We start from the raw sequence: 21,506 nt of genomic DNA, 5'->3' as shown, positions 1-21,506 counted from the left end.
GATTACGCGCTGCCAGGAGTTCGCGGTTTTCTTGAAAAAATATTTTGAAAATTGCACTTTTATTTCCTTCGTGGTTCACCGTATAGGCCCAAGACCTTGACAACACTTACTCTGCACGCGCCGGTTAACCAGGAAGTAGAACACGGATGAATAGGTGGTAAATCTCGCCTCAATTCTGGCTATCCACTAAATAGCGGTAACAGTCAGTAATTCTCTGCCGCCACCATTCATTCTTTTCAGCGGAAACCGCCAAAATTTGCAGAAGTTTTTCATCGGGAACCACCGGGCGCACTTTCAATACACCGTTCTCCGCAACCAACGAGTGCTCCACTGTGTCCTGAGTCATCAACGTCACCGTGCCCAGGCCGCACCCAAAGGGCAGTTCTGGTAAAGACGCCGCCAATGCCGCGCCCGTCCGAATCCCCACCGAGCTCTCTAAAGCCGAGGAAACAACCGCAGGTAAGCCTGATCGCTCTACTACCGCAAGCGCCCGGCGAACCCCACCTAAAGGAGCCGCTTTGATAATAATGACGTCAGCTGCCCCCAAACGGGCCACCTCCAAGGGGTCCTCAGCCTTGCGGACAGATTCATCGGCGGCGATGGGTACAAATATTTTCTTCTCATGTAACCGTTCTCGCACCCGGGCCAACCCCTGAACAGATTCGACCGGCTGCTCCGCGTAGAGGAGGTCAAATTCCTCCATAGCGCTCAAAGCAGTTACTGCCTGATCTTCGCTCCACCCTCCGTTGGCGTCCACCTTCAGACGGGCGGCTGGCAGGTGTTGAGCCACTGCGCGCAGCCTCGCGACGTCGTCCTGCAGACTCTGCCCCGTTTCCGCGACTTTAACTTTCACCTCACGAATCTCGCCCTTATAGCGCCCCAAAATGTCAGGAACCTGTGCGGCCTCGACTGCTGGGACGGTTGAATTGAGAGGAATTTCCGTTCGGACGGCCTCTGGAAAACCCAGCCAGGCACTCTCCACAGCGCTGGCGAGCCACGCCGCAGATTCTTCAACAGAGTATTCGAGGAAGGGAGCAAATTCTCCCCACCCGGCAGGCCCGTGAAAAAGAGCCGTTTCTCTCACCTGAACGCCACGGAACTTGACGTTCATAGGTATCGAGCAAATTCTCACGTTCTCCAGGACCTCTTGAAGGGAAGGAAGCTGTTGACCATCGAAGAAGGGAGGAATTGAAGTCTTCATAGCTTCCAATGTACTCATCTCCCTCAAAAACTCAGAAAATCTGTGGTTACACTGATTTCTCTCAGCAAACGCACAAGACTTTCTGCCAAAATATCTGTGCAGAGGAATTCGTGTTTCAATGTTGCGCTCGAGATAGAAAGGCAGTTCAGACGTTCCATGATTCATCGAACCGGCGAACAGCCGAACAATCAGCTCTCCACATCACCGGCAAACGCCTGGAAGAGTACAACTATCGAGAACAGTACCCATGCTCCGGTTTCAGTAGTGGAACCTGAAAACGGGGAACGCCCCTCCCCCCTAGGTCAGCTCTCCCCTAAGAACATTCGCAGAACCCGCCCCACTTTCTGGGCTCTCATGCAACATATTTTTGCTATCTTCTTGCTCAGTTTCATGTTGCTGGTGGCAGTCGGTTTCTACATCCAAATACCCGTCGGTCAGCAGCTCGATGAGATTTCTTTCAACGAATTCTCATACCAGTTCCTAGGCTTACAAAACCAGACCCTGCAATTACTTGATTTGATTCCAGCGATCGCCGGGGTGCTGGCAGTGGTAGGAATTATCTTTGTTCTCCTGTGGAAACACCGCTTTGTACCTGCACTCGTTGGTCTAGGCGTTGCCCTCTGCGCGAACATTTCGGCACAGGTCCTCAAAAACCTTGTTATTTCTAAACCAAATTTTGGAATCCAAGAAGCAGCGCTCAACTCGGCACCTTCAGGGCACACTACTTTTGCTGCAGCAGCCGCAGCAGCTCTCTTTATCGCCTCACCCAAGAAGTTGCGCCCCGCCGTCGCGCTCCTCGGAGCAGTCATCTCTTTCGCCGCGGGTTTTTCCACCATCATCAACGGATGGCACCGCCCAGCCGACGTCATAACAGCCATCATTCTGACTTCCATCTGGACAGTTATTGGGCTGACAATCCTACGCTTTCTACGATCTGAAGAACTCGATCTCAGCAATACGCAGCGCACAGGACTCATCTTGATTCCGCTTCTGAGCATTAGCGGCTTCTTCCTGGGATTCTGCTCCTTAGCCCTTTACTTAGTCACCTTCTATGACCCCATCCCCGGAGGCGCGCTGATGGCAGCTATCTGCATGATTCTCGCAGTTCTCGCCTTCACAACCTCGCTCCAAATCGGTCTCCTGCGAGCGCGCAACAAACAGCGTTCCGCCTACACCAAAATTTGGACCTACTAGAAGAACATCAAAGTTTCAGATTATTAAAAACAGGAAGCGGTAGATAACTCAACGCTATCTACCGCTTCCTGTATATACCTGTTTTATATTTTAGAGCGCGCGCCCAATAGTAATTGGCCCGGTAAGGCCCGTAGGTGCCTCATCGAATTGTGCAGTGGAGAGCCCTTGCCCTTCTTTCTCCTGTTTTTCTAGCCATTCCAAGCGGTCTAGAAGAATACGGGTAGAGCCACCGGTGTAGGGCAGTTTGTACATGGCAGCAGTTGCTGGTTTGACGTTTCCTGTACGAGTGGAGGCTTTAATAATATCAATGGCTTCTTGCATCGTATCTGCCATGCGGGTAATGAAACTACGCTCTACCGGCACACCATGACCCGGTACAAAAACACGATAGCGATCAAGACCTGCCAAATCGTGCAAAGTAGAGACCCATGATTCGGGGTAAGAATCATCAAATGCGGGATCGGAACCCTGTTCCACTAAATCACCGCAGAATAGAACATCGTCGACTCCCACCAATACATCAGAGTCTGTGTGAGCAAGACCGAGGTAGAACAAGGTCACTGCCCGCTCCCCCAGCTCAACGCGAGTAAACGACGCGCGGGTGCCGTCTCCCGGAAGTAAACGGTGCGGAATGACGAGGTGGGTGTTAGGACCCTGAGCATGAGCCATCTCAGGTTCAAGAACTTCCACATACGAACGTTGCTGATCGCCATAAAGCTCAATAGCTCGAGCGGCGCGAGGGTGTGCCCAGAATTCGGTGGTGCCGTCTGCTTCAAAGACAGCATGACCCATAAAGCGGTCAAAGTGAGCGTGAGTAGTAACTACAGTCAGAGGAAGCTCGGTAATTCGACGAACGGCGCGTAGAACTTCAGCGCCCTGTCTAGGACCGGCGCCGGTGTCTACGACCATAGCTTTGTCTGCGCCCACAATAAGCCCAGTATTCAAACGATAGTTATCCGTACTAATCAGATAGACGCCGTCTGAAATTTCGATTGTTCGTGCCATATATATAAAGGTACTGGAAGTTCAGCCATTCCACCCTATATTTCAAGTATTGAGAGAGTGTTGCGTTACGTTTCACACCGTATTTTCGCCGTTCATCTGACGTTTTTGCCGCCGTCCCCTACCATGGAAAGAGTGATTATTTCTTCCAGTGTTGCCCACCAGTTTCCCTCCGATGCGCCGGTCGTTGGTCGCTATGCTCCCTCGCCTTCGGGGGATTTACACCTGGGTAATTTGCGCACGGCGTTGTGGGCGTGGCTAGAGGCTCGCAGTTCAGAAGGAAAGTTCGTCATGCGGGTGGAAGATTTAGATCGGGTGAAAAAGGGAGCCGCCGAGCGTCAGCTAGCAGATTTGCAGGCGTTGGGAATTGATTGGGACGGCGAGGTGCTGTACCAAAGCACTCGCATTGCTGCTTATCAACAGGTGGTTAAGGAGCTAACCGCTCAAGGGCTTACCTACGAGTGTTTTTGCACGCGCAAAGAAATTCAGTCGGCAACCAGTGCTCCTCATGCGGCGCCCGGGGCGTATCCTGGCACCTGCCGTAATCTCAGTGAGGACGAGCGTTCGCGGCGTCGTCAAGACCGCCCCGGTGCGATACGTTTGAGAGCGCAGATGCGCGAATTTACTGTGGTGGATGATATCGCCGGTGAATTTACTTCGGACGTCGATGATTTTGTATTGCTGAGAAATGATGGGACGGCAGCGTACAATCTGGCTTCAGTACTTGATGACCGATATCAAGGTGTTACCCAGATAGTTCGCGGAGACGACCTTTTGTCTTCTACGCCGCGCCAAGCATACTTGGCTAATCTCTTAGGTTTTCCTGCCCCCAGGTACCGTCATGTGCCTTTGGCTCTGAATGGAAAAGGGGACCGGCTCGCTAAACGTGATGGAGCGGTCACCCTTGCTGAGATACGAGACCGGGGAGTAAAAGATGCTGAAGTTCTCGCACTGATTGCTGCTTCATTTCCCCTAAAAAACATCGAAAGCGACGGCACAGCGCGTTTTCCCTCATCGGCGGCAGAAATGCTCGATGTCTATCAAGATTCACAGCCCAGCAATACCCCCTGGACTGTTCAGGATGAAATTTTGAAAGGAGTAACTATAGGTGGCTAAGTTCAGCATTGCGAGTTTCGCACAGACCATCCCGGCTCATCATCGAGGTACTGCGGCATTTATCCTAGTAGTTCTGGGATCTTTAGCCATTCAAAGCTCCACCGCATTGCTGTCCCACCTTTACACCGATTTTTCCCCCCTGTCCGTTGCCGGATTACGCATGGGGGCTGCAGCCCTCATCCTTGCATTGCTGGTACACCCCAACCCTCTAGCGCTCAAAAAAACGGACTGGCCCCAGGTACTGATTTACTCGGTAGTTGTCTGTCTGATGACCACCGGCTACTTTCAGGCTATTAAATATCTGCCGCTGGGAATTGTCGTCACCATTGAATATCTGGGTGCCTTCGGAGTATCCCTCTTGGGTGTTCGACGATTACGCGATGGCTTGCTCTCCATCGGCGCCCTGGTAGGAGTCATTCTTATTGCCGGACCCACTTTTGAGCTATCACATGCCGTGGGCTATCTCTATGCAGCGCTCAGCGCAGTGTCCATGGCAGGCTACACCCTTCTCTCTGCACGCATGGGCAATGGTTCCCCCGCCGTTGCAGGGCTCAAAGGTCTCACGCTCTCCATCTGCTGCGCGTCCCTTATTTTTGCCCCTTTTTCCATACCTGCCATTCCGCATTTAGACACCGACGCCTGGATGCGAGTATTTGCCGGGGGACTTTTAGGCATTGCCTTTGCTTACTCAGCCGATGCGCTTGCCGGTCGCCTCACGTCAGCGGCAGTCATTGGAGTGCTCTTTAGCCTAGATCCGGTCAACGGTGCGCTGATTGGGCTGATTCTTCTCGGAGAAGTCTTGCCGCTCTGGTCTTACCTGGGTATTTTGCTCATTGCTGTCTCAGGCGCCGTCCTGGTCTGGCAAACCAACCGGTCTGCAATCAAACTCAATACGAACACTGCGATGCTAGATGCCATCGTCTCCACTAAAACGGGGCAGTTTCCTCAAATCTCTCCCCCTGACATCAAGAAATAGTTAACTGTTTGCATAAGTTATTCTTATGCAAATAGTTTTCGAGCCGTTCATCAGAATTTTGATTGTAACTTAGCTCAACAGCTATTATTACGAACATCACATTTCCTTCCGCTATATCGCTATAAGGGGTTCTTTTGAGCGACCAAGCTTTTCAGATAGCCGCTCTCGCTATCTACTTCCTGGCAATGATTGCCATTGGCCTCTGGGCTAAGACCAAGAATAATAATCTCGACGACTACATCCTGGGCGGGCGTTCGCTCTCCCCCACTACCGCAGCGCTTTCAGCCGGTGCCGCAGATATGTCCGGCTGGCTCCTCATGGGTTTGCCCGGTGCGCTCTACATCACCGGTTTAGCCGAAGGATGGATGGCAATTGGCCTGACCATCGGCGCATGGACCAACTGGAAAATTGTGGCACCCCGTTTGCGTAGCTACACGGAAATCTCCCACAACTCGTCTACCGTTCCCGTCTTCTTTCACAACCGCCTACGGGATAACACCAAGATTCTGCGTATCCTCACATCACTGATTACCCTAGTTTTCTTCACCTTCTACGCCTCCTCGGGCATGGTAGCCGGCGGCGTCTTTTTCCAGTCAACGTTCGGTCTTCCTTACATCTGGGGTATGTTGCTCATCGCGGGCGTCACCTTGCTCTACACCGTTTTCGGCGGATTCCTCGGAGCTTCTTACACCGATATGGTGCAGGGATTTCTCATGTTGGCGGCTCTTATCATTCTGCCCATCATGGCGCTCTTCTATGTGGGCGGACCCACTGGTGCCGTAGATACTATCCGCGAAGTCAACCCCAACGCTCTCTCCCTGTTTACAGGAACCACCTTCCTAGGCATTATTTCCACCGCCGCATGGGGCTTGGGATATTTCGGTCAGCCTCACATCATTACCCGCTTTATGGCGCTCCGCTCTGTATCCGACGCCAATACCGCCCGTCGCATTGGCATCAGCTGGATGGTACTGACGGTTATCGGTGCTTGCTCTGCAGGTCTCATTGGCATTGCTTTCTTCGCCCGTCACCCCGAAGCAACGCTGACCGATACTAAGAACGCTGAATCGGTCTTCCTTGATCTCTCCCAACTGCTCTTGCACCCCTTCATATCGGGCTTCATTCTGGCAGCGGTGCTAGCAGCAATCATGTCCACCCTCTCCTCCCAACTGGTCGTCTGCTCCTCAGCATTGGCAGAAGACATCTATGGGGCCTTCAGCTCGAAAAAACTTAGTGATACCCAGGGGCTATGGCTCGGACGTATCGGCGTACTGGTTATTGCTTTCATTGCTGCACTTCTGGCAAGCGACCCCGAAAGCTCCATCCTCGAACTCGTTTCTTTCGCTTGGGCAGGTTTTGGTGCGGCTTTTGGTCCCATCGTTTTGCTCTCCCTCTACTGGAAGAAGCTCACCAACTGGGGCGCGATCGTTGGTCTGGTAGCTGGAACTCTCACCGTCTTCATCTGGGGCAATATCGAATCCCTTCACTCCACCATGTATGAAATCGTTCCCGGTTTTATCGTGAACTTCATTCTTTCCATCGTGGTTTCCTTGGTGACCTATAAACCCAATGCCGAGATTGAAGCGGAGTTCGACGCCGCCGTCCACGCCGTAAAAACTCGGTAGGTAGAATTGTCGCTATGACTATTGAGCTTCCCGAAAAAGTTTCTGACATTTTCGACCCCAACCAGTGGCGCGTGGTGGAAGGTTTTGAAGACTTTCAAGACATCACCTACCACCGCCAAGTAGAACGCAACGAATCGGGCGAAATCCTGCGCGATTTGCCAGCCGTTCGTATCGCCTTTGACCGCCCCGAAGTACGAAATGCCTTCCGCCCCGGCACCGTAGATGAGCTGTACCGCGCACTTGATCATGCCCGCATGACCTCCAGCGTGGGCACGGTTCTTCTCACCGGCAACGGGCCGTCCGCGAAAGACGGTGGTTGGGCATTTTGCTCCGGCGGCGATCAGCGAATTCGCGGTCGCGATGGCTACCACTACGCTGAAGGTGAGACCGCGGAGACGATTGACCCAGCACGCGCTGGTCGTCTCCACATCCTAGAAGTTCAGCGACTCATTCGCACCATGCCTAAGGTGGTAATCGCACTCGTTTCAGGGTGGGCAGCAGGAGGCGGGCATTCGCTCCACGTGGTTGCTGACCTCACTATTGCTTCTGCCGAATTTGGTAAGTTCAAACAGACTGACGCCACCGTAGGTTCTTTCGACGCCGGTTACGGTTCAGCTTTACTTGCACGCCAGGTGGGACAGAAGTTTGCCCGAGAAATATTCTTCTTAGCCAAAGAATACGATGCTCAGCGCATGTATGAGATGGGAGCGGTCAACGAGATCGTTGCCCATGCGGACCTTGAAAAGAAAGGGCTGGAATACGCAGCTCACATCGCACGCCAGTCACCGCAGGCCATCCGCATGCTGAAATTCGCCTTCAACCTGCCAGACGACGGCATGGTAGGTCAGCAGGTCTTCGCTGGCGAAGCCACGCGTATGGCTTACATGACCGATGAAGCGGTAGAAGGTCGCGATGCTTTCTTACAGAAGCGTAATCCGCAGTGGGAACAGTACCCCTACTACTTCTAAAACCTCTCTGATACAAAGAAGGGCAACCGAGATTATTCGGTTGCCCTTTTTGTCGCAGAAGACCTTATTCAAAAAGAATTACTGACGGCCGCCCCGTCTCTGCCATTCTGCACAGCGTCGGCAAACATTCCTTCTCGCATGGTTCGCTGACGCTCACAAATGCGATTCATGCCAGCCCCAGCCAGTTTGCCTCTCGCTGTGCAGCATGCCCGAAGTATCGTACGAAGAGTCATCTACCAGGAACTAGAACTTCTTTTTTCTCGTTATCTTCAGGATAAAGTTGAAGCATCATGACTTTAGAGCACCCCATTTTTGACCCGCAGAATCTTCAGCCCTTTTCTGCCCCAGCTGGCCTCCACCGGCACGCGATAACGGTGGGGCAAAATATTCCTTCTGACATCTCAGGAATGCTCCGCACCTTTGAGAAGTTGCTTGCTCACCCCAGCGAGGACGCTGCGCTCGTCGTCGCTACCTCCGGCTCAACAGGGATGCCCAAGAAGACGGTACTTTCCTCCCGTGCCCTCACCGCCTCAGGCAGAGCTACCGAACAATTTTGTGGAACGCAACATGCTCAATGGATGTTGGCGCTCCCGGTGCATTATGTGGCAGGTGCCCAAGTGCTTGCCCGCTCAGTCCTAGCAGGTACGGCGCCGGTCGTCGCTTCTTCCATCACACGCGGGGAACATTTCACCCCGCAGTCTTTTCTTTCAGCGGCTGAAAAGATGAGTGGTGGCGCACGGATGCTTTCCTTGGTGCCTACTCAGCTTCATACACTGCTGGAAGCCGCCGAAACCCAACCTGCTGTCTTAGAAGCTCTTCAGTCTTTCGACGGGATCCTTCTCGGAGGAGCATCCGCGTCCGCAGCGTTACTGCAACAGGCTGAAGAAAAGAACCTGAAGGTGTACACCACTTACGGTTCGGCGGAGACCTCAGGAGGCTGCGTTTACAACGGCAAACCCCTCCCCGGCGTCTCTATTCGGATAGAAGAAACAAACGAGGGTACAGCGGGACGTATCTGGCTCGGTGGAGATATGGTGGGTAGCGGCTACCTGAACGACCCGCACAGAACTCAAAAACATTTCTTCTTCGATTCAGCCGGGCTGCCCTGGTACCGCACCGACGACGTCGGCGCCTTCTCTCGCGGTCAGCTGCGAGTAGAAGGTAGATCAGACGATATCATCATCACCGGTGGGGTAAAGGTCTCTCCCGCCCCCATAGTGCAACAGCTCGAAAAACATCCCCTGGTTCGCGAAGCATTCGTGTGCGGCATCCCCGATGCTAAATGGGGATCCGCTGTGGTTGCAGCAGTCAACGTGCGCGAGAAAACAAGTTCGTTTGACGGCGAAATATCCGCTCTCATTGAACAGCTAGATCCTGCCCAGCGCCCTAAGCACCTTGAAGCGCTAGATACTTTCCCTCAGCTCTCTACCGGCAAGCCCGACCGTAAAAAGCTTGCCGCACTGCTTGCCGTTGCCGCAGGGAAGTAGTGCTCTACTCCTCACACCGGAGCAGTCGAGGAAGCCTGCGGCCCGTGTGAGAGAATAAAGTTTGCTTGCTCAAGTTTTTGGTTCGTAGAAAGAAGAGTTCTGTGGCTACACCCGCTCAATGGATTGAAGGAGCGCGCCTACGCACGCTCCCCCTTGCGATTGCTCCCATTATCGCAGGCTCCGCAGCGGCATATTCCTGGGGCGAGTTCAAACCTTTCCGCGCATTCCTAGCTTTTTTGGTGGCTTTTTTTCTGCAGGTGGGCGTCAATTACGCCAACGATTATTCCGATGGGGTAAAGGGTACCGACGAAGTTCGAGTAGGCCCGCTCCGCCTCGTGGGCTCTGGCGTGGCAAAACCATCTCATGTTAAAGCAGCTGCTTTTCTCTGCTTTGGTTTGGCAATGCTTGCCGGTCTAGGGCTGGTCGTTCTTGCCCAGCAATGGTGGTTCCTAGCCATCGGCGCTTCTTCTGTTTTCGCGGCTTGGGGTTATACCGGCGGCAAGCACCCCTACGGATACATGGGGTTGGGTGACATCTTCGTCTTCATCTATTTTGGTCTGGTAGCTACCCTGGGGACTCTCTTCACTCAGACTGCTCACCTCACACTCGAAGGCTGGGTCTTTGCCCTCGCTCTGGGCCTTTTCTCCTGCGCCCTGCTCATGGCAAATAACGTGCGTGATATTCCCACCGACCGAGAAGTCGGTAAATTGACGATGGCAGTACGGTTGGGTGATACGTGGTCCCGTCGCGTCTACGCCATCGAGATGCTTCTGGGGCTTTTCCTCACCGCCCTCCTTGTGCCAGCAAATCCCTGGTATCTGATGGTATTCATCTTGCTGGGTCCCATCCTGCATTCGTGCTTTGTGGTGCTTTCTGGCAGCAACGGTAAAGCACTGATCCCCGTTCTCAAACAGGCGGGGCTGGTTGCTATGGCATATTCTCTGTTGGTCGCTGTAGCTGCCTATCTAGGAACCTTCGACATCTTTACTCCCGAGTCAGTGCCTTTCCTCGGCTACTAACACTTGGATGTCTGGTAACACTTAGATGGTTGGTGCGGGAAGTTCGCGCTGCATTTCCCTGCTTAAACACAAAAGAGCATTCCATCTGGAATGCTCTTTTGCTATATCTGAACAGAATCTTAGAAGTCGATTCCTTCTTCCCGGCGTTTCTGTTCAGCGTATTCATCTTCAATCTCAGTATCTTCTGCGACCGCTTTTTTCTGAGGGGTGTCCTTGCGACGCTTAGAAAACCATCTCTGCATATCTTGACCAGCAGCGACGTGCAACTTGGGAAACGCCAAATAGGAGACGGCGAAGGCAATGAGTATGGCAAAGACTCCCGAAAGAATCAAGCCCACGTTGAGCCACATGCACAGAAGAAAGACAACGATCATCAGACCGAAACGAAGCAAAGAATACTTGAGAAAGTTCACCAAACCAGTCTAGCGAACTTTGGGTCGAGAAATAACGTGCTTCCCAGTAGCTTTCTGCGAAAACCACACTGACCCCGCTCCCGGTGCAAGTCATTGCTGAGCGAGAAATTAGGGCACAAATGGGTGCTGGCATGAAAGAATTTAGACATGATTCGAGCAATGATGATTATCGGTGGCGGAGCACTCTTAGTGGCGCTCATTATTTATGCGCTCATTGATTGTGGGCGCACCGACCGCTCCCAAGTTCGCGGAGTTCCCAAACCTGCTTGGATACTGCTCATCATCATTTTCCCAGTCATAGGAGCCCTGCTCTGGCTTTTCTTGGGTAAACAGCGCAAACCTTCAACGAGCTTCGGGCCGGTGACACCTCAGCCCCGTCAAGCTCCAGACGATGACGCCGAATACCTCAAATTCTTGGATGCGCGGGCCAAGCGGGAGGCCGAATCCCGCCGTCGAGAAGAAGAACGGGAAGCGGAACTGAACGCCCAGCTCGATGAAGAATTACGCAAGATGCGCCAGCAACGGCACAACAAGAACGAAGAGGGCGAGAACCCTCCCTCCCTCTAAATTCCTTTTACAGGTAAAAAGCGCGAGTTTTCAAAAATATTATTTTGAAAACTCGCGCTTTTGCCATATTTAGCTACGAAATTTTAGAGACCCGAGTAGCTGTGCAACCCCGAGAAGAAAACGTTCACAATCGTAAAGTTGAAAACGATGCACAGGTAGCCTGCGATAGAAAGCCACGCCGATCGAGGACCGGCCCAACCGCGGGTTGCACGAGCGTGCAGGTAGGCGGCATAAACAACCCAAATGACGAACGTCCAGACTTCCTTAGTATCCCAGCCCCAGTAGCGTCCCCATGCTTTCTCTGCCCAAATAGCGCCGGCGGCGAGAGTGAAGGTCCACATTACAAAACCCACAGCGTTCAGGCGGAAGGCAAAGTTTTCCAGTGCCTGAGAGGAAGGAACCAAGCGCATGAAGTTCAGCTTGGACCCCTTGCCTGAGATGATGTCACGTTCTCGGCGGGTCTGGATGAGCTGCAAAACTGCCATGGCAAAAGTAATAGTAAAAATGCCTGATGCTAAAACCGCAATCGAAACGTGAATAACCAACCAGTAAGACTGCAGAGCGGGCTTGAGATGACCCACAGGGGTGGGGAAGCCGATGGTCGCCGCCGTCATCATGGTCAGTGCCAAACCTGAAACCAAGACACCGACGAACCTAAGATCACGGAAAATCAACGAGATGAGGAAAACCACCGACACCACAAGAGCACCGGTAGTGCAGAACTCATACATGTTTCCCCAGGGAACACGACCTGCTGCGAAGGCACGAGACAGAACACCCGCCAGGTGAATCACAGCGCCCAGAATCATCACAGCAACCGCAATGCGCGCAGCAGTACGCTTCTGGGTACCGCTACCCCACATCATGGACGAGTCGGCAACTTCGCCCTCTAGCATTTCTGCCGCAGACTTATTGAACCCCAGACCGCGAGCACCAGTACCCTGCTCGTTGCTGACGAGCCTGCCCTCATTTTTGTTGGCACTTCGAGTGCCGGATTTTGCAGTTGAACCCACTCCAGCACCGACTAGCTGTGCTTTGCGGGCCGGAGCCTTCTTCTGAACGTGCTGCGACTCAAGACGTTGAGTGGTACGCGAATGCGCTGCAACGTCCCACGCGAAGGCGATGAAGGCAACCATGTAGGTCACCGCCGCCAAAAACATGAACAGCTCGCTCCATTGGGCGAGGGTTTGATTAAGCAATGTTTGTTCCTCCGAACAGCTTTTCTAGCTAAGCGTCGTCAGCTTCACTAAATTCTAGACCCCAGCGGGCCGCAAAGATATCGGTTAGTTTATCTGCTTCGTCTGCCAGACGTGGGTCTTCGCCGCGTGCGAGCAAACCATATTCGACTAGGAGATCTGAACCTGCGGATTGTGCGCGAACCCAGACACGACGTCGGGGAACGAAGAGGGAAATAATCAGACCGCAGAATGCCACGATAAAGGACCACAATACGATTTTCTTACCAGGGTCGTAGTGCACGTCTAATCCAACGTACCGCTTGTAACCTTCAAAAGTAACTTTGCCGTGCCCCTCGGGCAAATCTACGGTGTTGTTTGCGGCGTCCAGCACAATACCGTTACCTGTAGCCATCGTGTTGAGCGGTTTGAGCGTATTGGTATCGAGCACATAGACATTTTGCGGTCGGCCGCTGTCGAGCCCCAAATCGCCAGTGTAAGACTGCAGAACCAGCATGGGGTTCAAGGCTTCGGAATCGATAGAACGAGGGATGTTAGTTGTCGCATCCCGCTCACCAGTGGGCAAGAACATTCCAACAAACCCAAGTTGCCCGTTCTTTGCATCGGGGACTTTGAGCACAATTGAAGAAGTATATTTTCCATCAGAGGTCAGACCAACCACGGGACCTTCATAGGCAACTGAACCGTCTGAGTTTTCCACCTTAATGATGGGAGCGTAACCATTACCGGAAAGATAAAGATTCGTGCCGTTGACATTCACCGGATCGTTGACCTTCAGCGTTGCCTGGTCGGTCGTTCCGTCTGTCTCCTGGAAGGAGAGATCGGCGGTGTAGTCCAAATCATCGCCATAGGTGTGAGAGCCTTGCTGGCGATCGTATTCCACGTCGAACTTATTCAAAGTGACAGTGTAAGGATCTAGCCAGTCAGGATTGTAGTTAGTACCTGGTGTAAACGAGTCAAAGCTAATCAGTGAGTTGACAAAGGTGTCCCCCTCCACCAAAATCTTTTGTCCTCGGTACCCAAACAATGAACCTACAGCGACTCCGATGAGCACGCCAATCATCGCCACGTGAAAAATGATATTTCCAATTTCACGGATATAGCCGCGCTCAGCGCTAACCGAGTAAACGCCATCTATGCTTTGCACATCCACCCGGTAATGACGCTTTTTCAGAACCGCTGTAGCATCGGTAATCGCCTGTTCAGATGAGAGATCCTCCACTCCAGCTGATGAAGGAATGGTGAGAGTGCGGTGAACCGGCAAGCGATCGAAATTCTTGGGAGTCTTTGCAGGCTTCTTCCGAAGAGCTTTATAATGCTGATTCGCTCGAGGAATCACACAACCAATTAAAGAGATGAAAAGCAGAATGTAGATTGCGGCGAACCATACAGAACTAAAGACATCGAAGAGCTGAATTTTATCGGCGATAGGACCCCACGTAGGATGCGTCTCAATATAATCGCTCACCTTGGTGGGATCTTGAATACGCTGAGGGAAAATAGAACCGGGCACAGCCGCCACAGCCAGCATCAACAGCAAGAACAACGCAGTGTTCATCTTGGTGAGCTGAGTCCAAGCCCAGCGCAACATACCCATGGGCCCAAGCGCAGTCGCCGTCGTCTCTTTCTTCGCCATCGATAAGCTCTCTTACTAGATTGGAAGGGTGTAGGTCGGAAGGGTTGCTTGAACCCACGAAATAAGGGCAGTCCAGGCTCCGGTTGCCATCATGATACCGATGACAATAAGCACGAACCCGCCCACTTGTTGCAGAAGTCTGTGGTGGCGTTTAGCCCAGCCAAAGGTCGAAACGCCCCGGGTGATGCCTAGCGCCACTAACATGAACGGGATGCCAAGCCCCATGCAGTAAGCAAGAGTCAGCAAAATTGCTTTCACGCTATTGGAACCGTCGATGTACACCAGGGTTTGAACCGCTGCAAAGGTCGGTCCGATACACGGCGCCCAACCCAAACCAAACGTCATGCCAAGAATCGGCGCTCCCCATAGACCAGCCGGAGGTTTGCGCTCAATCTTTAGGTCACGCTGGAACCAGGACACCTTACCCATAAATACAAGGCCCATCAGAATAACCAAAAGACCAAGTATTACCTGAACCCAAGACTGCCCCCGTAACCAGGGAGCCGCCCCTAGCTGAGCCAGCACCACGCTCATGAGCACGAAAATAGTGGAAAATCCAAGGATAAACAGAGCTATGCCAAGAATGGTACGGCGAGTGGGATGCCGCGCATCGCTACCGCTTAGACCCGATACATAACCAAGATAACCGGGCACAAGAGGCAGGACGCAGGGCGAGGCAAAAGAAACAAGCCCCGCCAGTGCCGCCAAGGGAACCGATAGCCACAGCGACCCATCGGTCACTACTTGACCAAAATTAAACACTCTTCGCCTGATCTTCCAGAAGGGTCTTCAGGATAGATGAATCAATTTCACCTAGAATGCGAGCGGCCACACGACCCTGGGCGTCCAAAATGAGCGTGGTAGGTACTGCTTGAGCGGGCACAAACTTCGAAAGATTGTAGAGTACCTTGCCATCGGCATCTTTAAAGCTCTTGTATTTAATCTTGAAATTGTTTTCAAAGGCTTCGGCGGTGCCCCTCTCATCGCGGACGTTAACGCCGTAGAACTGCACCTTATTTCCAAATTTCTCATGAAGTTCAACGAGATGAGGTGCCTCGGATCGACACGGGGCGCAGCCGGCGTACCAGAAATTCAGTAACGCAGGCTTACCGCGCAACTCTTCGGCGGTAATGGTCGAACCATCATAGAGAGTGCCCGTGAAAGAAACGGGCTGGCTACGCTCTTCCTCAGAATATTCAGTGACCGAGCCGTCCCCAGCAATATAGCCTTTAGAATCTCCAGCGTCTGCCTGGCTAGCCAGCGAATCATTCGATGAAGAGCAACCAGTCAAAAGCAGAGCAGTAGCAACTCCGGCGAGCGATAAGGCTTGCTTGCGGGAAAATCCGCGTAGCTCACGATCTGGACTTGAAAACGCAGGCATAAACACTCTCACAGTAGATAAAGGGCACAGGACAAAACTTAATTATGACCCGGGTAGCTGGATAACACCTGAGTACAGGGGCGCAGCCGGTTCTTTATAACTGATTTTAGGGCGTTGAGGTGACCACAAGTCATCGAATTCGAAGGTGGTGATAGATGCCAAATTACACTGGCGAGTACGGGGGTCATGGGGCAGGAACTTGCCCTCTGCTGATCTTCGTGCCATCCAAATAGGAAGCTGATGCGACACCACGATAGCTTCGGCACCGCTCCCACCTCTAGCGAGCGCCTGAGCGCCGGCGTCCTTTATTGCCTCTGCCATCCGGTGAGCTTGATGAGTAAAAGGCTCCCCCCAGGATGGGCGCAGCGGATTCAGAAGATGAGGCCAATGGCGGGGGTTCTTCAAGATCTCCTCACGATTCACGTGCAAACCCTCAAAATGGTTATCTGCCTCAATCACACGCTCGTCCGGATGTCCTTCTAGTCCCAACAGCTCAGTAATTGGAGCGGCAGACTCACGAGTACGGGTGAGCGGTGACATCGCCAAATATACGATATTAGCGCCCTCATCCGACATACGTTTGAATTCCTCAGCACTCATTCGCACCATCTTCTGTCCCAGTGCGGAGAGATGGTATTCAGGCAAACGACCGTAGACAATCCGCTCAGGATTCTCTACTTCGCCGTGGCGCATAACGTGTACTTTGACGTGTGAAGAACTCATACTGACCAGTCTCTCAAATTGTGGCGGGCGTGCCCAGCCAAGAACGCAAGTTTATTTGAATCAAACTTACTTGTGTTTAGGCTGCGCGTTCCAGCTCAGTACGCAGAATTTTTGTGAGCCGACGGGCATTGATCTGCCAAAAATCTTTAGGCACGCCGTTGACGCGCACCACAGGTATTTCCGTATCGTGAGCGGCTTTGAGCTCAGGATACTCATCCACGTTAATCTCCTCAAAGCCCAGCCCTAACTCGGAGGTGACCCTGTCAACTACTTCCCGTGCATCGTCACAAAGGTGGCAACCTGGTCTGGTTAAAAGCGATACCTGAGGTATTTGCTGAGAATTCATACCCTCCAGTTTAGAGGGTTAAGTATTCGAGCCCCGCATTCCACGAAAGAATGCGGGGCTCGAAAAGCTGACAAGAATTTACTTCTTGTTGCGACGCTGGTGGCGGGTCTTACGGAGAAGCTTACGGTGCTTCTTCTTGGACATACGCTTGCGGCGCTTCTTGATAACTGAACCCATTGGATTCACCTCACTTAACAATTAACACCCAGCCACTTTGCCCGCTAGGGCGAGTAAAGCGTTAGCTAAGCCGGGTTGCGGTTTATACCGGTATAAACGCTTCATAAAAACCAAAATAGGCACAACAGTGCCTAAACGGTTGAAAAACGCTCTCTGTATAGCGTACAAGCAATCTGTGAATTTTCCGCATTCTGCTACGAAATGAGAGGATTTTCTCGTTCTGGGCGAAACCGGCAGGTCATCCCATCGCTAGCGTTTCCGCTTCTTTTTCTTCTGGCTCTTTTTATTAATCGTAAAAGAATCCGAGAGACTTGCCTGCTCTTCGACTTTCTTGGTCTTCGGCTCTCTGGGGGTTTCGTCGATAATTTCTGGTGCGAGGTGATCTTCATTAGCAAAGACGTACCCCTCAGGAGCTTGAGGTTGCACTGGCTCCGGGAAATCTTCTCGTTCTGCGGAAAAATCCTCTGAGACAGTTTCCTCTGCTGAATATTCAGGGGAAACGTCTGTAGAAGAACCTGCAGGAGGTTCTTCCTCGACGGGAGTGTTGAGCTCTTCAGAGGTATTTTCTTCTTGCGAGTTTTCTTTCTCCTGCGCAGAAGTGCTGGCGTTGGAATTCTTGCCCAGCCCTAACCAGCCCCGGAGACGGCGCGGTTTTTTAGGAGTAGGGGTCTCAGCTTCAAGAGCCGGTTCCGCGGGCTCCACCTCCTGAGCCGCAACTGACTCAATCTGAGGCTCTTCTGGCAAAGAAGCTGGTACATTCCCTTCTTCACTTAGTTGCGCTATTCGTTGTAAACGCTCTTGCTCCGCTAATTCGCGTGCCTCTGCGGATTCAGGCTCGGAGGGAGTTGAAACGGCAGGCTGAGAACGATTAATAGGTTTAATGACGGTCGCATGAACCGCAGAACTCACCACGCCGCGACGCCGGCGAGAGGAACCTGCCGAAGACTTCTGGTCTGCAACTGCAATGAAATTTGCCGACGTGGTGGATCGCTGATGAGTAATCATTTCAGCGGATTCTGAAGGCTTGGCTGATTCGGCGTCTTGAGCGGTCTCGCTATCTTCTGATTCCTCATTTTCAGCATCTCTGGGGGCTGAATCGACTAAAGAAGATCGGTGCTCGTAGGCCTGGTGATCACTTGCATGAGCGGAAGCCCCAATATTCTCTAATGCCTCAATAAGCGAGGATGCCACGGGAACTTCCCAATCCTGAGGAATCAGGTCGTCCTGCTCTACCTCCACAGGGGCTATGGACGCGCGGGTACCGGGAAGATCGTTGACCACCTCGGTTGCCTCGTCCAAGTCTATTCCCGCTTCAGAATACTGGCGCTCTATAGTCGAAATAACCAGCTGGCTAGCCATTTCTACATCGCCAGCCTGCAACGCAGCCAAAATAGCCTGGTGTTCAGCTCGCAGGCGAATAGCAGTAGCGCTCCACAGCGGAACTTTGCCCATAATCGACAGCAAATATTCGTAGATGGGTTCGCGCATTGAGGTCATCAGACCAGCCAGAAGCTGATTGCCTGAAAGCTTGGTGAGAGCGATATGAAAGTCAACTTCGTACTGGTGAAATTCTTGGGGCAAAATGCCCTCTCGTTGCATGCTTGTGAGAATGCTTTCAAGCTCCTCCAACACGGGGCTACTAGGAATAGCATGGCGCACAGCCCACGATTCCAGCAGGATACGAGTTTGCACAATATCGCGCATAGGATGACGAGAGCTCGACATATGTAGGCGCAAAGCCGGTGCGGCCGAGACAAAGGGCTCACTCACCAGACGAGCGATGATGGTCTTGCGCTTACCCTCGTAGAGTCGCAAAATACCCATAATTTCCAGCTGTTTTAGCGCTTCACGAGTACTGGAATGGCTGGCATGGATAATGTTGGCTAGTTTGCGATCATCGGGCAAATTTTGCCCTAGTTCAAGGCGACCCTCAAACAATTCAGTTTCAAGCCAGGTAAGAATTTTTCGGTTTACAGACATGAACGGCTTCTATAGTCTTTCCAGAAAAGAGGGTGGGTATTAGCGAGAACGACGTCGTCCCCAGCGAGAGAGCGTAGCGAACAATCCTCGATGTTCTTCCTCGCGGCGGGAGCTATCCTGCTCAGCGGCAGTCGGCAAACCGGGTAGCTCCTGAATATGCGGCGACGATTCTGGTGAAGATTCAGCAACGTGTGGCTCTTCCTCTAAGCCGTCTGAGCCGTGCTCATCCGCATCGAGGGCAGAAGCTGCAGGTGCTTCAACTTCTTCGAGTTCGCTGTCTTTTTGCTCCATCCCAGCGGTGTCTTCCTGCGGGGTAAGGGACAGATTTGTTTCTCGCGGCGTCTCTGCTTCTGGTTCTGGGTGAACACCAGGCTCAGCAGATTGGGAAGACTTGGGCACCTCTTCTGACACGGTTTTCCCTGGCAGAGCTTCCTGCGAAGTCTTCTCTGAAGGCTTCAAAGGAGTGAAAGGTTGCGGCACAAAAGGTTTGAGCGGGGAGAAGCTAATAGCAGCGCTGGAGTGTCTGGGCTGATGAGACACATACGGTCCCCCTTCTGCCCCCATGTCGAATTGAGATCGCTCTGAAGGTTCGGCTTGCTGTGGCTCTTCGCGATTCTCAGGCACCTCGGCTTCAGCGGTAGGTTCTGAATCTTCAGCTAAGTCCGTACCAGTGTCTTCTGCAGTTTTTTCTACAGAAGCAGTCTGAGCGACGGACAAGGGGGATTCGGGGATCTGTTCAACAGATTCGGGGGAAGCGTTGGTCTGCTCATCAGCGGAAGAAAGGCTCTCTATCCACAGCGAAACTTTTGCAAGTGGTGCTGGGGTCAGTGAATAGTAGCGCTTCTGACCGGCTGCTTGAGTCTCAACTAAACCGGCGGTTCGAAGAACTTTCAGGTGCTTTGAGACTGTGGGCTGACTGACTTCCAGCTCATCCACCAAATCACCTACTGCACGCTGCCCGGAAGACAAGGTGCGCAGAATTTGGCGACGAGTCGGATCTGCGATAACTGCAAAAACGTCATCAATCATAAGCACAATAATTACATATATACCCGACGGCGAATGCATAGACACTGTGAAGTTTCGAATTCTCCTTAAAGTTTTAGGAGAGCTCTCAGAATTGCTTCAGACTTCAACTCCACTTGGCTTTATTCCGCTGGGATTATATGTGCACAGTTCCGTGAGGCGTTTAGTCATACCAGGGATCAAGACCCCAGTGGGGGAAGATTTCTTTACGCGTTGCCATGACCGTTCGATCCGTTTCATCTGCCGGATTGAAACCGATTTCCCACGAACTCCACCACAAATCCGTAAAATCACCCATCACAGTAGGGGCACGAGTTCCGTACTTTTCCAGCATGTATTCTTGCCACGATGTGGGGGTATGCAGTTGAACACCCAACGGGGAGCCTGCAGCGATTGCCATCAGGTGGGTCCATGCCCGAGGAACCGCATCATAAATCGAATACCCTCCCCCGCCGGTGGCGATCCATCTACTTTCACAGAGCTCGTCCGCCAAGACAGACACATATCCTGCTATTTCCCGCTGGCATTCGATGCTAATTCCCAAATGGGACATATCATCGCTGAAGTGGGAATCGCACCCGTGCTGGCTGACGATAACTTCTGGCTGAAAGGCTCGCAATATCGCAGGGATTACCGCGTCGAAGGCGCGAATCCAGTCGGAATCGCTTGCGTTCTCTGGCATCGCCACGTTGATTGAAGTGCCGCTGGCGATTCCTTCGGGGCCTGACTCGTTGCAGAACCCAGTGCCGGGAAACAGTTTCATTCCCGTTTCGTGCATGGATATGGTCATCACGTTGGGGTTATCCCAAAAGATGCTCTGCGTGCCATCGCCGTGGTGGGCGTCGACGTCGATGTACGCCACGCGCTTAACCCCCTGATCGAGTAGTTGCTGGATAGCAACCGCACAATCGTTATAGATACAAAACCCGCTGGCACGGTTGCGGGCAGCATGGTGCATCCCTCCGCCGAAATTCACCGCATGAACTGCAGAGCCATTCAAAATCATTTCTGCGGCTTGATAACTGCCACCAGCCAAACGCGCACTAGCCTCGTGGATGCCCGCATATCCCGGAGTATCCTCGGTTCCCAACCCACAGTCTTCAATGGTGAGTTGAGGGTTAGCACTGACAGCTTTTACTTCATCAATATATTTCTGGTCGTGGGCAAGGCAGAGAACCGAGTCCCCGGCAACTTCAGGCTCTTCGACATTCACTTGAGGAAGATCAAAAATACCTAGGTCTGAAGCCAGGCGAGCGGTAGCGTCCAGACGACTGGGATGCATGGGGTGGTAGTCACCGAAAAAGTATTCGCCCATGCTGGAGCCCCAAATGATGCCCGTGGGCACAGGGTGGCATCGATTAGTGAAGCTCATAACCCAACCTCTTACTAGTAATGTTGCTCACAGTTAATACTAAACACACCCTACTCTTTCTGAGCGCCTATGCCACTTTTTGACGAGGCAGACTAAGCTAA

Annotated in this window: 21 protein-coding genes; 8 read left to right on the top strand and 13 right to left on the bottom strand. The window is 52.5% G+C overall.

Annotation, left to right across the window (positions count from 1 at the left end):
- Window positions 1–169: 169 nt before the first annotated feature.
- Window positions 170–1,219 (bottom strand): o-succinylbenzoate synthase, encoded by a 1,050-nt coding sequence (locus IDM48_RS02720; protein WP_238398020.1) that lies wholly within the window; start codon window positions 1,217–1,219, stop codon window positions 170–172.
- A 138-nt stretch (window positions 1,220–1,357) separates the two neighbouring features.
- Here IDM48_RS02720 and IDM48_RS02715 point away from each other — a divergent pair, with 138 nt between their 5' ends.
- On the top strand, window positions 1,358–2,395 hold the full coding sequence (locus IDM48_RS02715) for a phosphatase PAP2 family protein (protein WP_068170712.1): 1,038 nt from the start codon (window positions 1,358–1,360) through the stop codon (window positions 2,393–2,395).
- Between the two features lie 90 nt (window positions 2,396–2,485).
- Here IDM48_RS02715 and IDM48_RS02710 read toward each other — a convergent pair whose 3' ends face one another.
- Window positions 2,486–3,400 carry an MBL fold metallo-hydrolase gene (locus IDM48_RS02710; RefSeq protein WP_190617941.1) on the bottom strand — a complete coding sequence of 305 codons (915 nt, stop codon included), beginning with the start codon at window positions 3,398–3,400 and terminating at the stop codon, window positions 2,486–2,488.
- A 123-nt stretch (window positions 3,401–3,523) separates the two neighbouring features.
- Here IDM48_RS02710 and gluQRS point away from each other — a divergent pair, with 123 nt between their 5' ends.
- From gluQRS to IDM48_RS02680, 6 genes are all read left to right on the top strand, one after another.
- Window positions 3,524–4,513 carry a tRNA glutamyl-Q(34) synthetase GluQRS gene (gene gluQRS / locus IDM48_RS02705; protein WP_190618590.1) on the top strand — a complete coding sequence of 330 codons (990 nt, stop codon included), beginning with the start codon at window positions 3,524–3,526 and terminating at the stop codon, window positions 4,511–4,513.
- Entirely contained in the window at window positions 4,506–5,489 is a 984-nt protein-coding gene (locus tag IDM48_RS02700; RefSeq protein WP_190617940.1) for an EamA family transporter, read from the top strand. Before gluQRS ends, IDM48_RS02700 begins: the two co-directional genes overlap by 8 nt.
- A gap of 134 nt (window positions 5,490–5,623) precedes the next feature.
- Window positions 5,624–7,114 (top strand): sodium/proline symporter PutP, encoded by a 1,491-nt coding sequence (putP, locus tag IDM48_RS02695; protein ID WP_190617938.1) that lies wholly within the window; start codon window positions 5,624–5,626, stop codon window positions 7,112–7,114.
- A 14-nt stretch (window positions 7,115–7,128) separates the two neighbouring features.
- Window positions 7,129–8,082, top strand: a complete 954-nt coding sequence (locus tag IDM48_RS02690; protein WP_190617937.1) for a 1,4-dihydroxy-2-naphthoyl-CoA synthase — start codon at window positions 7,129–7,131, stop codon at window positions 8,080–8,082.
- A gap of 290 nt (window positions 8,083–8,372) precedes the next feature.
- Window positions 8,373–9,569 carry an AMP-binding protein gene (locus IDM48_RS02685; RefSeq protein WP_190617935.1) on the top strand — a complete coding sequence of 399 codons (1,197 nt, stop codon included), beginning with the start codon at window positions 8,373–8,375 and terminating at the stop codon, window positions 9,567–9,569.
- 101 nt (window positions 9,570–9,670) lie between these two features.
- Window positions 9,671–10,588, top strand: a complete 918-nt coding sequence (locus IDM48_RS02680) for a 1,4-dihydroxy-2-naphthoate polyprenyltransferase (RefSeq protein ID WP_151145385.1) — start codon at window positions 9,671–9,673, stop codon at window positions 10,586–10,588.
- Window positions 10,589–10,707: 119 nt separating this feature from the next.
- Here the strand turns inward: IDM48_RS02680 and IDM48_RS02675 are convergent, their stop codons facing one another.
- Window positions 10,708–11,001, bottom strand: a complete 294-nt coding sequence (locus tag IDM48_RS02675) for a DUF4229 domain-containing protein (RefSeq protein WP_068170691.1) — start codon at window positions 10,999–11,001, stop codon at window positions 10,708–10,710.
- A 147-nt stretch (window positions 11,002–11,148) separates the two neighbouring features.
- Between IDM48_RS02675 and IDM48_RS02670 the strand changes: the two genes are divergently transcribed.
- The gene (locus IDM48_RS02670; RefSeq protein ID WP_190617934.1) at window positions 11,149–11,568 is read left to right on the top strand and encodes a PLD nuclease N-terminal domain-containing protein; all 420 of its coding nucleotides are present in this window, start codon (window positions 11,149–11,151) and stop codon (window positions 11,566–11,568) included.
- A gap of 83 nt (window positions 11,569–11,651) precedes the next feature.
- Here the strand turns inward: IDM48_RS02670 and ccsB are convergent, their stop codons facing one another.
- The 10 genes from ccsB to IDM48_RS02620 form a co-directional block, all read right to left on the bottom strand.
- Window positions 11,652–12,728, bottom strand: coding sequence for a c-type cytochrome biogenesis protein CcsB (gene ccsB, locus IDM48_RS02665; protein ID WP_145176477.1), 1,077 nt, complete (start codon window positions 12,726–12,728; stop codon window positions 11,652–11,654).
- 67 nt (window positions 12,729–12,795) lie between these two features.
- A complete protein-coding gene (resB, locus tag IDM48_RS02660) occupies window positions 12,796–14,400 on the bottom strand; it encodes a cytochrome c biogenesis protein ResB (protein WP_068170688.1) in 1,605 nt (534 codons plus the stop codon).
- 15 nt (window positions 14,401–14,415) lie between these two features.
- The gene (locus IDM48_RS02655; RefSeq protein ID WP_068170685.1) at window positions 14,416–15,162 is read right to left on the bottom strand and encodes a cytochrome c biogenesis CcdA family protein; all 747 of its coding nucleotides are present in this window, start codon (window positions 15,160–15,162) and stop codon (window positions 14,416–14,418) included.
- Window positions 15,155–15,781 carry a TlpA family protein disulfide reductase gene (locus tag IDM48_RS02650; protein WP_068170682.1) on the bottom strand — a complete coding sequence of 209 codons (627 nt, stop codon included), beginning with the start codon at window positions 15,779–15,781 and terminating at the stop codon, window positions 15,155–15,157. Before IDM48_RS02650 ends, IDM48_RS02655 begins: the two co-directional genes overlap by 8 nt.
- A 42-nt stretch (window positions 15,782–15,823) precedes the next feature.
- Window positions 15,824–16,504, bottom strand: coding sequence for a histidine phosphatase family protein (locus IDM48_RS02645; RefSeq protein ID WP_190617932.1), 681 nt, complete (start codon window positions 16,502–16,504; stop codon window positions 15,824–15,826).
- Between the two features lie 76 nt (window positions 16,505–16,580).
- Window positions 16,581–16,850 (bottom strand): glutaredoxin family protein, encoded by a 270-nt coding sequence (locus IDM48_RS02640; protein ID WP_068170679.1) that lies wholly within the window; start codon window positions 16,848–16,850, stop codon window positions 16,581–16,583.
- A 78-nt stretch (window positions 16,851–16,928) separates the two neighbouring features.
- Entirely contained in the window at window positions 16,929–17,027 is a 99-nt protein-coding gene (locus tag IDM48_RS02635; protein ID WP_005504750.1) for a 30S ribosomal protein bS22, read from the bottom strand.
- A 249-nt stretch (window positions 17,028–17,276) separates the two neighbouring features.
- Entirely contained in the window at window positions 17,277–19,007 is a 1,731-nt protein-coding gene (locus tag IDM48_RS02630; protein ID WP_151145368.1) for an FCD domain-containing protein, read from the bottom strand.
- A 39-nt stretch (window positions 19,008–19,046) separates the two neighbouring features.
- Window positions 19,047–20,036: a metalloregulator ArsR/SmtB family transcription factor gene (locus tag IDM48_RS02625; protein WP_238398067.1), complete on the bottom strand. Its 990-nt coding sequence runs from the start codon at window positions 20,034–20,036 to the stop codon at window positions 19,047–19,049.
- Between the two features lie 160 nt (window positions 20,037–20,196).
- Complete coding sequence (locus IDM48_RS02620; protein WP_238398017.1) at window positions 20,197–21,405, bottom strand: acetoin utilization protein AcuC; 1,209 nt, start codon at window positions 21,403–21,405, stop codon at window positions 20,197–20,199.
- Window positions 21,406–21,506: the final 101 nt, after the last annotated feature.

The sequence above is a fragment of the Rothia amarae genome, from assembly GCF_014705945.2.
Classification (GTDB): Bacteria; Actinomycetota; Actinomycetes; order Actinomycetales; family Micrococcaceae; genus Rothia; species Rothia amarae.
This window is presented reverse-complemented; position numbering and strand designations above follow the sequence as displayed.

Coding starts and splice junctions, on each gene's coding strand:
- IDM48_RS02720 (WP_238398020.1), bottom strand. CDS start 1,219: ATGAGTACATTGGAAGCTATGAAGACTTCAATTCCTCCCTTCTTCGAT.
- ccsB (WP_145176477.1), bottom strand. CDS start 12,728: ATGTTTTTGGCGGCGGTGACCTACATGGTTGCCTTCATCGCCTTCGCG.
- IDM48_RS02625 (WP_238398067.1), bottom strand. CDS start 20,036: ATGATTGATGACGTTTTTGCAGTTATCGCAGATCCGACTCGTCGCCAA.
- IDM48_RS02640 (WP_068170679.1), bottom strand. CDS start 16,850: ATGAATTCTCAGCAAATACCTCAGGTATCGCTTTTAACCAGACCAGGT.
- IDM48_RS02710 (WP_190617941.1), bottom strand. CDS start 3,400: ATGGCACGAACAATCGAAATTTCAGACGGCGTCTATCTGATTAGTACG.
- IDM48_RS02690 (WP_190617937.1), top strand. CDS start 7,129: ATGACTATTGAGCTTCCCGAAAAAGTTTCTGACATTTTCGACCCCAAC.
- IDM48_RS02635 (WP_005504750.1), bottom strand. CDS start 17,027: ATGGGTTCAGTTATCAAGAAGCGCCGCAAGCGTATGTCCAAGAAGAAG.
- IDM48_RS02670 (WP_190617934.1), top strand. CDS start 11,149: ATGATTCGAGCAATGATGATTATCGGTGGCGGAGCACTCTTAGTGGCG.
- IDM48_RS02645 (WP_190617932.1), bottom strand. CDS start 16,504: ATGAGTTCTTCACACGTCAAAGTACACGTTATGCGCCACGGCGAAGTA.
- gluQRS (WP_190618590.1), top strand. CDS start 3,524: ATGGAAAGAGTGATTATTTCTTCCAGTGTTGCCCACCAGTTTCCCTCC.
- IDM48_RS02630 (WP_151145368.1), bottom strand. CDS start 19,007: ATGTCTGTAAACCGAAAAATTCTTACCTGGCTTGAAACTGAATTGTTT.
- IDM48_RS02650 (WP_068170682.1), bottom strand. CDS start 15,781: ATGCCTGCGTTTTCAAGTCCAGATCGTGAGCTACGCGGATTTTCCCGC.
- IDM48_RS02685 (WP_190617935.1), top strand. CDS start 8,373: ATGACTTTAGAGCACCCCATTTTTGACCCGCAGAATCTTCAGCCCTTT.
- IDM48_RS02620 (WP_238398017.1), bottom strand. CDS start 21,405: ATGAGCTTCACTAATCGATGCCACCCTGTGCCCACGGGCATCATTTGG.
- resB (WP_068170688.1), bottom strand. CDS start 14,400: ATGGCGAAGAAAGAGACGACGGCGACTGCGCTTGGGCCCATGGGTATG.
- IDM48_RS02715 (WP_068170712.1), top strand. CDS start 1,358: ATGATTCATCGAACCGGCGAACAGCCGAACAATCAGCTCTCCACATCA.